Raw genomic sequence first — 13311 nt, forward strand, 5'->3', positions numbered from 1 at the left:
GGCCGGCGAGCCCGGTGCCGAGCAGGCCGAGGCCGAGATGGCGGCGGGTCAGCGCCATGACGCGGTGTCCTTCGGGGAGGCGGGCCCGGGCTCGGGGGCGCCGCCGCGCTCCTCGGCCCGGATCGCGTCGGCAAGAAGCTTCAGCTCGACGTCGAGCCCCTCGATCTCGGGGGCGTCGAGCCGGTCGGCATGGCGGGAGAAGACGGCGTCGAGGTTCCCGATCATCGCGGCCGCGGCGGCGAGCCGGGCCGGATCGGGCCGGTGGGCGCCTTCGAGGATCCGGTAGCCCTCGCCGAGCCGGACCGCCGCCGGCAGGTAGTAGGTCAGGAGCCGGCGCGCCGCGTTCAGGCGCCGGGGCTCCCGCTCGACCCGTTCGGCGGTCGCCACCGCGACGGCATGCAGGCGCTCGAGCCGGGCGCGGGGCTCCGGCGCCCGCACGGTGCGGGCGGCCTCGCGCAGGCGGGCGAGGTCGCCGCGGGCCGCGGCCAGCACCTCGCCGGCGAGGTCGAGGGCGGCGCCGTCGAGGGCGGCCCGGTCCAGCCCCTCGAAGGGCGCGCGCGGCGCCAGCACGAGGCGCAACCCCGCAAAGACCAGAACCGCGCCCGGCAGGGCGACCCAGAGCGGCAGGCCGAGCCCGAACGCCGCGAGCGGCGCGAAGGCGCCGCCGGCCAGCCCCGCCCAGAGATCGGCGGCCGCGCCGGGACGCGGGAGCCGGATCAATTGTAGCCCCGCACGGCGCGGAACGCTTCGCGCAGGGAGCGGCGGCCGTCGAAGACCCGGGCCCGCGTGGCCTCGGCCAGGGTGTCGAGCTGCGTCGCGTCGGCATCGCCGAAGGTGACGCCGAAGACCGGGATGTCGGCCCCGGTGGCGCGCCACAGGGTGAGGAAGTCGCGCTGGCGGTCCTCGCTGCGGCCGTCGGTCATCAGCACGATCGCCGGCAGGTAGCGGCCGAGATCGGGCGTGGCGCGGATCTCCCGCAGGCCCGCGGCGGCGCAGGCGTAGATGTCGGTGCCGCCGCCCGCCCGGTTGGCCTCGACCGCCTCGACCAGGCTCGCGGCATCGGCCGCCGCCCCCGTGGCGCGGGTCACACTCCGCGGCGCGGCGTCGAAGGGGATCACCACGATGCGGTCGCCCGGGCCGTTCTGGACCAGGACCTGGGCCGCCTCGTCGTGCGACAGCACGAAGCGCATCGCGGCCTTCAGCTCCGTCTCGCCCCGGCCGCCCATGCTGCCGGAGAAGTCGAGGCAGTAGACGGTGAGCGAGGGCCGGCGCAGGGCCTCCTGGTAGAGGTCGAGGGCGGCGCGCACCACAGCCGGCTCGGGCATGCGGATCAGCGGCACCAGCCGGGCCGGGTCGTAGTTCCAGCTCGGGTCCGGCGCCGCCCCGGTCGCCTCGCCGATCGCCGGGCGCCGGCCGAGCGCGACGAGCCGTCCCTGCACCTCCGGCGACAGCATGTGCTTGAGGAGGGCGTCGAAGAACGCCCGCGCCTCGGCGCCCTTGCCGCGGTCGACGAAGCCGAGCGGCGAATTCGCCGCCGCGACCCCGTCGCTGGGATAGATCGCATAAAGCGGCTCCGCCCCGCGGCGCGTCAGCTCGGCGTTGGTCTCGGCCAGCACCGCCTCGTAGTTCCACATCCCGTCATAGGCGGTGCCGCCCTCCAGCCCCTTGAGGTAGAGGTCGGCGAGCCAGGCGCTCGACCCGGCGGTGCGGGTGGTGCCCGAGAGGAGCGTGCGGACCGTGTCCTGGAGGCCGGGCTTGCGCAGATCGGCCAGGGTCATCGCATCGGGGGAGCCGAGCGCCGCCGACAACATGGCGAGATAGGCGCCGGCGCCGGAATTCGACTGGGTCGCCGAACTCGCCAGGTAGGTGAGTTTCTTGTCGCGGACCGCCGCCACGATCTCGCTCGTCGCCACCGGGCGCCCGACCCAGCCGAGCGCGGCGGCCCGGCTCCTGCGCAGCCCGAGGATCACCGGCGAGCGGGCGACCGGCGTCAGGTCGCGCACCCGCTTGTCGCGGTCGAACAGCTCGATCCAGATCGCATTGGCCGGCCAGACCACATCCATATCCGGCGGGTCCTTGGCGAGGGCGAGGCCGATATCGAGGGAGCCCTGGTAGGCGAAGCGGCAGGTGACGCTCCGGTCCCGGCAGAAATCCTGCACGATCGGCTCCAGCGTCCGGTTCTCGGAGCCGGAGGCGATCACGACTTCGAGGGGCGGCCGCCCGCAGGCGGTCAGCCAGGCGAGCGGGACCAGCAGAAGCAGCGCGAGGGCGCGGCGGATCGCCGTCACGATGGCTGCCCCAGCACGGCGCGCTTCAGCTCGCCCTCGATCCTGACCAGCTCGGCCTCGGCGGCCTGGCGCTTGGCGCGGCCGTCGCGCTGGATCGCCAGCACCTCGTCGATGGTCGCCACGAAGGAGCGGTTGACCTGGGCCAGGGTCTCGATGTCGACGATGCCGCGCTGGACCTCGCGCTCGATGCCGGCGGCTCCCGTCCGCAGGGCCTCGGCATTGGCGCGAAGGAGGGCGTTGGTGGTGTCGGCGACCTCGCGCTGGAGCTTGATCGCCTCGCCCTGGCGGTGGAGCGCCAGGGCGATCGTCATGGCGTTCTTCCAGGTCGGGATCGTGGTGGCGATCGAGGATTGCAGCTTCTCGACCAGGGCGGCGTCGCCGTTCTGCACGAGGCGGATCTGCGGCATCGCCTGCATGGCGATCATCCGGCTGAGCTTGAGATCGTGCAGCTTGCGCTCCAGCCGCTCGATCCCCTGCGCCAGATCGGCCGCGGCCTGCGTGGCCAATTGCCCCTCGATGCCGTCCCCGGCCGCCCGGGCCCGGGCCTCGAGGGCGGGCAGATGAACGCGGCGCGCCTCCTCGACGACCTCGCCTCCGGCGACGATATACGCTTCCAGCTCGCGCAGTTGCGCGAGGTTGCGGTCGAACAGGCCGTCGAGCATCGCGATGTCGCGGCGCAGCGCGTCGCTGCGGCGCTCGAGTTCGAGGGCGATCCGGTCGACCTGGGCGGCGAGCGAGGTGAACCGCTCCTTGAAGCGCAGGAGCCGCGCCTTGGCGCCGCCCCACAGCCGCTCCAGAAGGCCCGTCTTGGCGAGCGACGCCGGATCGAGGCTGTTGACCTTGACGATCATGTCGGAGAGCAGGTCACCGACGGTGCCGGAATCCTTGTTCAGGGTGTCGCGCAGGATCGTGTCGGCGAAGGCGGCCACGCCCCGCTGCGCCTGGTCGCCATAGGCCGTCAGCGCCGCGCGGTCGTCGAGCCGGATCTCCTGGCGGATGCGCGCGACGAGGGCCGGATCGGGCTCGGCCCCCTTGGCCGCAATCCCCTTGGCCGGAGCGGGAACCGACCGGAGCGACGAGTGGGCATCCATGCGAACCTCCGGGCGTGCCGGGCGATCTGGCGGAGGTTCGATGACGGTTCGATGACAGCGTGAGAGGAGAGCACGGCCGGGAGGGCGTCGGATCGGGACTCCTGGTGTGGCCTCCTGGACTTGGCCCGCGGACTGGGCGACCATGCGGGACCGGCCTCCCATGGTCGTCGACGACCCTCGGCCTCACGCGGCCACGGGCGGTCCGGGATGCTCCCGGCTCACCCCACCGCCACCGGCTGCTTGACCACCGAGGGCGTCCGCATCGTCACCAGCTCCTCCCCGGCCGTCGGGTGGACCGCGATGGTGCGGTCGAAATCGGCCTTCTTGGCGCCCATCGTCACCGCGATGCCGACCGCCTGGATGATCTCGCCGGCATCGTGGCCGAGCACGTGGACACCCACCACCCGGTCGCTCGCCCGCTCGACGATGATCTTCATCAGAATCCGCTCGTCGCGGCCCGACAGGGTCGCCTTCATCGGCCGGAACCGGGCCTCGTAGACGTCGATCTCGCCGCAGAGGCGCCGCGCCGCCTCCTCGCCATGGCCGACGACGCCGATCTCCGGCGTCGAGAACACCGCGGTCGGGATCAGGGTGTGGTCGACCGCCCAGGGCTTGTCCCCGAACACCGTGTCGGCGAAGGCGTGGCCCTCGCGGATCGCGATCGGGGTCAGCGCGGCGCGGTTGGTGACGTCGCCGACGGCGTAGATCGAGGGCGCGACGGTCTGCGAGAACCGGTCGACCGGAATCGCCCCGGCGGCGTCGAGGGTGATGCCCGCCTTCTCCAGCCCGAGACCGGCAACGTTGGGGCGCCGGCCGGTCGCCACCAGCACCTGGTCGACCAGGATCTCGCTGCCATCGTTCAGCGTGGCGCATATCGCGCCGTCGCGCCGGTCGAGGCGGTGCACGGTGGTGTTCAGGCGCAGGTCCATCCGCTTGGCATAGGCGTCGCCCAGCGCCTGGCGGATCTCGCCGTCGAAGCCGCGCAGGAGCCGGTCGCCGCGGTGGAGCAGGGTGGTGCGGGTGCCGAGGGAGGCGAACACGCCCGCGAACTCGACCGCGATGTAGCCGCCGCCGACCACCAGGATCCGCTCGGGCTGGGTCTCCAGCTCGAACACCTCGTTCGACGTGATGGCGAGTTCGGCGCCGGGGATCAGCGGCTCCTTCACCGGATGGGCGCCGACCGCGACCAGGATGTGGCGGGCCCGCACCCGGGTCCCGGTGCGGACCAGGCGCACGGTGTGGGGATCCTCGATCACCGCCCGGTCGGGCACCACCTCGACGCCGGCGCGCATCAGGTTGGTGGCGTAGATGCCCTCCAGCCGCGTCACCTCGGCGTCGCGCCGGGCCTTCAGGGTCGCCCAGTCGAAGCGCGGGGTGCCGACCTCCCAGCCGAAGCCGGCGGCATCCTCGAATTCGTCAGCGAACCGGCCGGCATAGACCATCAGCTTCTTGGGCACGCAGCCGCGGATCACGCAGGTGCCGCCGACCCGGTATTCCTCGGCGAGCTGCACCCGGGCGCCGTAGCCGGCGGCGATGCGCGCCGCCCGCACCCCGCCGGAGCCACCGCCGATCACGAACAGATCGACGTCGAAAGCCTCGTGCTGCGTGTCGGTCATGGCGTTCACCGCTCGTCCGTGAGATCGTCCGATTGATAGTGCAAGGCGCGCAGCCAGGCGATGGCCGCGCCGAGGCCGGCGGTCCACCACGCCTGCCAGGCACCGTGCTCGACGAAGGCGACGATGCCGGCCGTGGCGAGCAGGGCCAGGGCGGTGCTGCGGGCCGCCGCCGTCCAGGCCGACAGGCCCCGCAGGGTCAGGACCAGGACCAGGGAGGCGAGCGTCGCGCCGGCGAGCCCCAGCTCGGCCCAGACCTGGAGGAAGCTGTTATGCGGGTGTCCGACCGCCAGCATGAAGCGCATCTCGGGCTCGATCCGCTCGGCCACCGGCGTCTCCTGGAAGCGCCCGGAGGTGCCGTAGCCGGCGCCGCGCCAGGGATCGGCGGCGACCGCCGCGCCGAAGCTGCGGGCGATGGCGACCCGGGCCCGGGTGCTGCTGCCGGCCAGCCGCTGGTGCAGGGATTCCGGCATGGTGCGGGCCAGAAGATCGCCTTCGACCGGCGCCAGGACCAAAGCCCCGAGGAGGGCCGCTCCGACGAGGCCGATGCCGGCCCGGGCCGGCAGCCCGCGCACGAGGCCAAACGTGACGGCACCGGCGGCGAGCCCCAGCACCGTCGCGCCGCTGACCGAGCGCCAGGCCGCCACCGCGAGGCAGAGGCCGGCCAGCGCCGCGAGGCGGCGCCGTCCGCTGGCGGCGAGGAACGCCGTGAGGGGGAAGACCAGCAGCATCATGACGAGGAGCGGCCGGTTGAACGCGAAGGCGGCGACGCGCTGGCCCAAAGCCTCGCGGATCATCAGGCCGGAGGCGAGGTCCGCCACCACGTAGCCGCAAGCCGCGATGAGGATCCAGGCCGCGGGCCCGGCGACGGCGCCGAGATGCGGCGGCGCGAGCCGCGCCACCAGATAGGCGCCGGCCAGAGCCGGCAGGAACTCGGAGAGGGTGCGCAGCGACAGGCCGGGCAGCGGGCTCCAGACGAGGCTCAGCCCGCACCAGGCCAGAAAGGCAAGGGCCGCGAGGCCGAGGGGCGTCGCCAGCGGCGCGACGAGGAGCGCCCGCAAGGGGCGCCCGGCCATCGCGGCCCCGGCGAGAAGCAGGAGCCCGGCGAAGCCCACCACCACCGGGCTCGACCGGTTCGCCAGGGCCATGCAGGCCGGCAGGGCAGCGATGACGATCGCGCCGAGACGATCGAGCGTCTCGGCCCGCTCGCCGGCCATGCGGGCGATCACTGCAGCTGGTGGCCGCGCTTGCCCATCTCGGCCCGCACCCGGACCATCATGTATTCCGAGACCTCCTGGGTCCAGGTCTGCATCGCCTGCACCATGTCGTCGAGCACCTGGGGCTGGGTCTCGACGTAGCGCTTGCCCGACGGCGAGCGGAAGAAGGTGGCGATGTCGCGCAGCTCCGCCTCGGTGAGCTTGTTGGCGTAGATGCGCGAGGCGGTGTCGATGATGCGCTGCTTCTGCAACTCCAGCTCGGGCTGCATCTTCTCGATGACGTCGTTGAGATCCTTGGTCAGCTCGGGCCGGGTGACCGCCGCCTGCTTGATCTGCTCGCCGAAGGCCGGGAGGATCGAATCGAACGAGCGGGCGATGCCGGAGGACAGCATCACCTCCTTGGCGAGCGCCAGGTGGCTCGGGGTGATCGCGGCCGGCTGCGGCGCGGCGGGCGCCGGGGTGGCGGGCTTCGTCTGGGCGAGGGCGGGACCGGCAAGGAACAGGCCCGACAGGGACGCGGCGAGAACGCCCGCCAGACGAGCACGGGAACGGCGCGGGGACATCGATTGGCTCCGGAAGGAAGGCACCCGCTCGGGACGCGGGGGTGACGGGGAGAGAGGTGGGCGGCCCGTCAGGCCGCCCCGAGGGTGACGATGCGGGGCTGGCCGTCGGCCGCCTCCGCGACGATCGCGCCGGTGGCGAGGCCGAGGAACAGGCCGTGCTCGACCACGCCGGGCACCGCCACGAGGGCGCGGGCCAGGGCCTCGGGATCGGGGATGCGGCCGAGGCCGGCATCGAGGATCAGGTGGCCGCCATCGGTGAGGAACGGCGCCCCGTCGGCGCCCTTGCGGACGGAGAGCGGCCCGGCGCAGCCGGCCGACCGGATCGCCGCCGCGACCGCCAGGGTGGTGGCGACACGGCCGAAGGGCACGACCTCGATCGGCAGGGGAAAGCGCCCGAGCGTCTCGACGCGCTTGGCGCCGTCGACGATCACCACCATGCGGCGGCTCGCCGCCGCCACGATCTTTTCACGCAGGAGCGCGCCGCCGCCGCCCTTGATGAGGCGAAGCTGCGGGTCGATCTCGTCGGCGCCGTCGACCGTCAGGTCGAGGTCGGGGGTCTCGTCGAGGGTGGTGAGCGGGATGCCCGCGGCCTCGGCGGCCCGGCGCGTCGCCTCCGAGGTCGGCACGCCGACGACCGAGAGCCCCGCCCGGACCCTCTCGCCGAGGAGTTCGACGAACAGGGCCGCCGTGGAGCCGGTGCCGAGGCCGAGGCGCATGCCGTCCTCGACGAGCCCGACCGCCCGGGCGGCGGCGGCGCGCTTGAGTTCGGCCGGGCTCAACGCCGGCCTCCGCGGGGTGGACGGATCTGGGACATCGGCAAGGCGCCTCGAATCGACTCTCTCGTCCGCCGGGACATCCCCCTTGGGACACGATCCCCGGGGCGACGGCAAGGCAGGCGGGGCGTTCCGTGACGGCCGCCCCGCTGATCGAGAGGCCCCCTAGCACGCGGCCGGGAGAGGCGGAAGCGGCCATCCGGCCTCGCGCGAACGGCGCCGCACCCTGGCGCCCTCCCGTGAGATCGGGGCTCGCGCGATCAGGGCTTGCCCGCCGGGGCGGGGGCCTGGAGTTGGGCCGGCGCCGCGCTGCCGGCATTGCCCTGGGGCGTGCAGACCACGGCGTCGTCGAGCACGTAGCAGATGCTCATCGCGCCGGTGCGCTGGTTGACCCGGAAGACGCCGGCCTCGCGCAGGTGGCGGGAGGCCACGAGGCTGTATTCGGAAGGGGCCTGCGGCCCGGCGCCCTCGCCGGGGCCGAAGCACAGGGTGGTGCCGATGGTGTTCTCTTTCAGGCCGTACTGGCAGGAGATGACCTCGCCGGTTGCCCTGTCGACCCGGTAGACCCGGTTGAGGTCGGCTTGGGGGGCCGGCACGAACTCGTAGGAGGCGGCGTGCGCCGCGCCCGCGGCCAGAGGCCCCGCCACGATTCCGGCGGCCAGCCCGACGGCCCTGATCCGATCACCCGCTCTCCCGCCCATGGCGGCCGCTCCTCGCACGCATGACGACGACGGCCCGGACCGGCGCGCCGGCCGAATCGTCCGTCTCGCGCTGTTATAGCGCGACCCCGCTTGCCCCGGGCTTGCCCCGCTCCCGGCTCATCCCGGCGCGGGTTCCGTCCCGCTTCGCCCGCCTGTATGGGAGGCGTCCCGACGCCCCAGCCAGCGAGAGCCCATGCCGACCTCCAGCCCCGCCGCCCTGCCGCCGATCGTCGTCTTCGACCTCGACGGCACCCTCGCGGAGACCGCGGGCGACCTGATCGGCACGCTCAACGTGATCCTGGAGCGGGAAGGGCTGCCGCCGGTGGCGGTGGCGCAGGCCCGGGAGCTGATCGGGGCGGGAGCCCGGGCGCTGATCCAGCGCGGATTCGCGGCCGGCGGGCGCGAGCTGACGCCGACGCGGCTCGACGAACTCTTCCGGGTGTTCCTGGCCCATTACGGCCAGCATCTCTGCGACGTGTCGCATCTCTTCCCGGGCGTCGTCGACGCCCTCGACCGGCTGGAGGCGGCGGGCTACCGCCTCGCGGTCTGCACCAACAAGCCGGAGGACCACTCGGTCCGGCTCCTGGAGCTGCTCGGCGTGAAAGACCGCTTCGCGGCGATCTGCGGCCGCGACACCTTCCCGTACTTCAAGCCCGATCCGCGGCATCTCACCGAGACGATCGCGCGGGCCGGCGGCGATCCGGCCCGCGCGGTGATGGTGGGCGATTCGCGCACCGACATCGCCACCGCCAAGGCGGCCGGCATTCCGGTGGTGGCGGTGCCGTTCGGCTATACCGACGTGCCGGTGGAGGAGCTGGGGCCGGACGTGGTGATCCAGCATTTCGAGTCACTGTACGAGGCGGTGCGGCGGCTGGATCCGGGCGTGGCCTGATAGCCTCTGCCGCCCTCCCGATCGCAGTCAGATATGCCGGGGCCGGGCCGCGACATCCAGGATGACGGGCTTGGATCGTCAGATTGCGCCCCTGAAATTCAGCCCATTGAAAAACATGCGCTTTCCCCTTCCCCTTGTGGGGAGGAGAGGCGCGCGACGTTCAAAGGTGAGTGCTGTCAGCCCGGGATGACGCGGAGGGTGGCGAAAGCGTTGGGAGAGCTGAACAGGCTCACATCCCTTGTGTCGTCGAGGAACGAATGGTGGGCGCGACAGGGATTGAACCTGTGACCCTTCGCGTGTGAAGCGAATGCTCTCCCGCTGAGCTACGCGCCCGACGATCGGTCCCCTGCGGGTGTGACGCAGCGCCTGACCGGCAGCCGCATCGCGGACCGAACCTGTCTCGATGGCGATCCTCGCCGGCGACGGGACGCCAGGATCGAGCCATCCAACTCTCGAAAGGGTGGTGGGCGCGACAGGGATTGAACCTGTGACCCTTCGCGTGTGAAGCGAATGCTCTCCCGCTGAGCTACGCGCCCTGTGAGCCGGCTTCTAGGCGGGGCGACGCAGCGCGTCAAGGCGCTTCGTCGCCCCGTGCGCGCCGCTATTGCGCCGGCACCGTCGCGACAAGTTCCGTCGGCACGAAGCGGCCATCCTCGCGGCGGGTCATGTCGATCCGCCGGTCGTGGAAGGCGGTGAGAGTCGAGCGGTGGCCGATCGACACGATCGTGGTGCCGGGCAGTTCGTGGCGCAGCATGCGGTAGAGCGCGGCCTCGGTCGGCTCGTCGAGGGCGGCGGTGGCCTCGTCGAGGAAGAGCCAGTCGGGCTTGGCCAGGAGCGCCCGGGCGATGGCGAGGCGCTGCTGCTCGCCGAGCGACAGGGCCTGGGCCCAGGGCGCCTCCTCGTCGAGGCGGGCAGCGAGATGCGGCAGCCGCGCCGCCTCGAGCGCCGCGCGGATCGCCGCGTCGTCGTGGCGTCCGGCGGGCTCCGGATAGGTGGCGGCGGCGCGCAAGCTCCCCATCGGCAGGTAGGGCCGCTGCGGCAAGAGCATCAGGCGGGCGCCCTCCGGGGTCGTGACCGAGCCCTCGCCGAAGGGCCAGATGCCCGCGATGGCGCGAAACAGCGTCGACTTGCCCGAGCCCGAGGGGCCGGTGAGCAGCGTCGTCTCGCCCGGCCGGAAGGAGAGGGCGGGGGCTTCGGCGATGCGCCGTCCGTCCGGCAGGTCGAGGGCGAGGCCCTTGAGGTGCAGGCCCGTGCCGCTGGCCGGGGCGACCGCCAGCGCGCTGCCCGCCGCCATCGCGTCGGCCCGGGCCATCGCCGCATCGAAGGTGGTGAGCCGGTCGACCTGCGCCTTGTAGTCGGCCAGCGTCACGTAGAAGGTGATGAAGAACGACATCGTGCTCTCGACCCGCGAGAACGCGCCGGCGGTCTGCGTCATCACCCCGAGCGGGATCTGGCCGGCGAAGTAATAGGGCGCCACCAGGATGTAGGGGATCACCACGTTGACCTGCTGGTAGCTGACCGTGAAGGCGGCGAGCTTCTTGCGGCGGTCGACGATGGCATAGAAATTCTGGATCAGGGCGCCGAAGCGCTCACCGAGCGAGACCCGCTCGGCCCGGGCGCCACCGAGCAGGGCCACCTGCTCGCCGTATTCGCGCAGGCGGGCGAGGGAGAAGCGGAAATCCGCCTCGCGGCGCTGCTGCTCGAAGTTGAGCCCGACCAGCGCCCGGCCGATGCGGTGAGTGATCCAGGTGACCAGCGCCGAGTAGACCAGCGCGCCCCAGACCAGGAAGCCCGGCACGTGCCAGTCGGTCCCCGGCACCGTGAAGGCGGACGAGATGTTCCACAGGATCACCGAGAACGAGATCAGGTTCGACACCGCCGACAGGAAGCTGATGGTCAGCGACTGCGTCGTCTGGGTGAACTGGTCGATGTCGTCGGCGATGCGCTGGTCGGGGTTGTCGGCCTGCGCGCCGGAGAAGCCCATCCGATAATGGGTGTCCTGCCCCAGCCAGCGGTCGACGTAGTGGCGGGTCATCCAGGCCCGCCAGCGGATCCGCAGGAACGACTGGATCACGTATTGGATGATCGCGCTCGCCACGTAGACCGCGGCCCAGAGGCAGAACACCGAGAACAGCAGCGTCCAGAACGCCGCGGCGTCCTTGCCCTGGATGGCGTTGAACCAGTCGCGGTTGAAGTACGACAGCCGCACGTTGATCGCGACCTGGGCGAACTCGATGCCGATCACCAGGGCCGCCATGGTGAGGGCGACCCAGCGTTCCTGCATCTGCACCGCCGGCAGCGGCCACAGCCGCACCGTCGTGACCTCGCGGGTCGTGTAATAGGGATAGGCCAGGCGCCAGATCTGCAGGAGGGCCTGCTTCAAGCCGTGCATCGCGGTCTCCGGGCCGCCCGGCGGGCGGGCCTCAAGCGGGCCCGCCTGTCGCAGGCGGGCCGGTGATTCGGTGGCGGTCGCGGGCGCGCCGGGCATCGCGTGCCTCTCGCCAGACCGGCCGGTCATTCGCCGTCGCGGCGCGGCAGGAATGGCGCGAGAGGCCCCGCACGCCCGAGGCGGACCGACCCGCCATGGGTCAGCCCCGTGGCAGGACCATGGCGCCGTTGCCGTTGCAAGTTAAACCCCGTTCACCCGGGGCAGGGCGCGCTCGCCGAGACGTGAACGGCCGGGTTCCGCGCGGGGGGCGCCATCGCGCGCCACGGTGCCCCGCCGCCGCCTCATTCGGCCCCGATGGTCGGCGGGCGTTCCGCACGCGCCCTGCCGCCAGACTTCACGAGTGCGATCCCCTTCATGTCGTCCCTCTCAATCCTCGACGTCGACGCCGTGCGCGCCGCCCCGGTCGCGCATGATCCCTATCGGTACTTCCTCGGCCGGCAGGTCCTGCGCCCGGAGGCGATCGCCGCGCTGAAGCGCGACTTCCCGGCCATCGCCAAGCCCGGCTACCTCACGGTGGACGAGGTGCAGCTCACCGGCCGCTTCAAGGACCTGATCGAGGAGCTGGAGAGCGACGCCTTCTCGCAGGTCCTGAGCGAGAAGTTCGGCGTCGATCTCGTCGCCTGCCCGCGGCTCACCACGATCATGCGCCGCTCGCAGCCGAAATACGGCGCGATCCACACCGACGGCCCCTCGAAGGTGATGACGCTGCTCGTCTACATGAACGACGAGTGGGACGCGCCGGAGGCCGGGCGGCTGCGGGTGCTGTACGACGGCGAGCGGTTCGAGCCCTACGCGGTCGAGGTGCCGCCGACCATCGGGACGATGTTCGCCTTCCTGCGCGCCGACAATTCCTGGCACGGCCATCGGCCGTTCGAGGGCGAGCGCCGGGTGGTGCAGGTCGCCTGGGTGAAGGACGCGGCCGAGCTGGAGCGCAAGCGCAAGCGCAACCGCACGGCGCAGTTCCTGAAGGGCATTTTCGGCCGTTAGGACAGTGTCCGACGGGCGACACCGACGATTTCGCTGCACGCGCGGGTCCGAAACCCATGTCCACGGAGTTCGCGCGCGCTCTAAGACTTGACCGCCGGCACCGGCCGGGGGGACGCTTGGGGGCATCATGAGGGCGTTTCACCGCGCGGGCCTTGTTGCGGCCGGCCTGTTCGTGCTGGTCGTTGCGGCCTGCATGGTCGGCCCGGGCCGAGCCGTCGCGCAGTCGGACCTCGAGATGCCCGCCGAGCCGCCGGTCCTGTCGAAACCCTACCGCTCCACGATCCCGATGTACCGCCGCCGCCCGCCGCCGGACGCCATCCCGCCGGAGGCGGGCCGGATCGGCGCCCGCGACGGCGCCGCGCCCCGGGAGGGAGCGGCGATGCGGGATCCGCCGCAGGACGAATCCGGCTTCGGCCCGGTGAAGCCCGCTCCCGCCCACGATCTCGCACCCGGTGATCTCGCGCCCCGGGACACCGCCCCCCGCACCCCTGTGGTTGACGACGATCCGGAGGACAAGGCGCCGGCCGCCTCCGTCCGGACCGCCGGGCCGCGGCCGAAGCCGGAGGCGCCGCGGGAGGCCAGCCGCGCCGAACGCGAGCGGCCCGCCCGGGCGACCCCGCGGGCGGTGGAGGCGATGGGCGACACGGAGGAGGCCGCGCCGGCTTATGTCGGCGTGTGGGGGCCGAGCGCCGCCGCCTGCGCGAGCCGCCGCTCCGCCCGCCACGGCTTCCTGCCGG

At 72.7% G+C, this 13311-nt stretch carries 11 protein-coding genes, 2 tRNA genes and 1 pseudogene; 3 read left to right on the plus strand and 11 right to left on the minus strand.

Annotation, left to right across the window (positions count from 1 at the left end; translation table 11 throughout):
* Positions 1-48: 48 nt before the first annotated feature.
* The 8 genes from VP06_RS32245 to VP06_RS32280 form a co-directional block, all read right to left on the minus strand.
* Complete coding sequence (locus VP06_RS32245; protein WP_048467912.1) at positions 49-720, minus strand: 5-bromo-4-chloroindolyl phosphate hydrolysis family protein; 672 nt, start codon at positions 718-720, stop codon at positions 49-51.
* A complete protein-coding gene (locus VP06_RS32250; RefSeq protein WP_048467913.1) occupies positions 717-2288 on the minus strand; it encodes a vWA domain-containing protein in 1572 nt (523 codons plus the stop codon). Before VP06_RS32250 ends, VP06_RS32245 begins: the two co-directional genes overlap by 4 nt.
* Positions 2285-3379, minus strand: coding sequence for a toxic anion resistance protein (locus VP06_RS32255; protein ID WP_053082126.1), 1095 nt, complete (start codon positions 3377-3379; stop codon positions 2285-2287). The genes VP06_RS32250 and VP06_RS32255 overlap by 4 nt, the downstream gene beginning before the upstream one ends.
* Positions 3380-3597: 218 nt before the next feature.
* Positions 3598-4995 carry a glutathione-disulfide reductase gene (gene gor, locus VP06_RS32260; protein WP_048467914.1) on the minus strand — a complete coding sequence of 466 codons (1398 nt, stop codon included), beginning with the start codon at positions 4993-4995 and terminating at the stop codon, positions 3598-3600.
* 5 nt (positions 4996-5000) lie between these two features.
* Positions 5001-6209: an O-antigen ligase family protein gene (locus VP06_RS32265; RefSeq protein WP_048467922.1), complete on the minus strand. Its 1209-nt coding sequence runs from the start codon at positions 6207-6209 to the stop codon at positions 5001-5003.
* 8 nt (positions 6210-6217) lie between these two features.
* Positions 6218-6772 carry a DUF2059 domain-containing protein gene (locus VP06_RS32270; protein WP_048467915.1) on the minus strand — a complete coding sequence of 185 codons (555 nt, stop codon included), beginning with the start codon at positions 6770-6772 and terminating at the stop codon, positions 6218-6220.
* A gap of 68 nt (positions 6773-6840) precedes the next feature.
* Positions 6841-7551 carry a ribose-5-phosphate isomerase RpiA gene (gene rpiA / locus VP06_RS32275; RefSeq protein ID WP_048467916.1) on the minus strand — a complete coding sequence of 237 codons (711 nt, stop codon included), beginning with the start codon at positions 7549-7551 and terminating at the stop codon, positions 6841-6843.
* Between the two features lie 254 nt (positions 7552-7805).
* Positions 7806-8246 (minus strand): hypothetical protein, encoded by a 441-nt coding sequence (locus tag VP06_RS32280; protein WP_048467917.1) that lies wholly within the window; start codon positions 8244-8246, stop codon positions 7806-7808.
* A gap of 193 nt (positions 8247-8439) precedes the next feature.
* Here VP06_RS32280 and gph point away from each other — a divergent pair, with 193 nt between their 5' ends.
* Positions 8440-9138 (plus strand): phosphoglycolate phosphatase, encoded by a 699-nt coding sequence (gene gph / locus VP06_RS32285; RefSeq protein ID WP_048467918.1) that lies wholly within the window; start codon positions 8440-8442, stop codon positions 9136-9138.
* 258 nt (positions 9139-9396) lie between these two features.
* Here gph and VP06_RS32290 read toward each other — a convergent pair.
* The 3 genes from VP06_RS32290 to VP06_RS32300 form a co-directional block, all read right to left on the minus strand.
* Positions 9397-9471 (minus strand) — tRNA-Val (locus VP06_RS32290).
* A 128-nt stretch (positions 9472-9599) separates the two neighbouring features.
* Positions 9600-9674 (minus strand) — tRNA-Val (locus tag VP06_RS32295).
* A gap of 65 nt (positions 9675-9739) precedes the next feature.
* Positions 9740-11530: an ABC transporter ATP-binding protein/permease gene (locus VP06_RS32300; RefSeq protein ID WP_048467923.1), complete on the minus strand. Its 1791-nt coding sequence runs from the start codon at positions 11528-11530 to the stop codon at positions 9740-9742.
* A 411-nt stretch (positions 11531-11941) separates the two neighbouring features.
* On the opposite strand from VP06_RS32300, the gene VP06_RS32305 reads away from it, so the two are divergent.
* Positions 11942-12574: a 2OG-Fe(II) oxygenase gene (locus VP06_RS32305; protein WP_048467919.1), complete on the plus strand. Its 633-nt coding sequence runs from the start codon at positions 11942-11944 to the stop codon at positions 12572-12574.
* Positions 12575-12701: 127 nt separating this feature from the next.
* A pseudogene (locus tag VP06_RS32310) lies at positions 12702-13311 on the plus strand (hypothetical protein); the annotation flags it as partial.

The sequence above is a fragment of the Methylobacterium aquaticum genome, from assembly GCF_001043915.1.
GTDB classification, from domain to species: domain Bacteria; phylum Pseudomonadota; class Alphaproteobacteria; order Rhizobiales; family Beijerinckiaceae; genus Methylobacterium; species Methylobacterium aquaticum.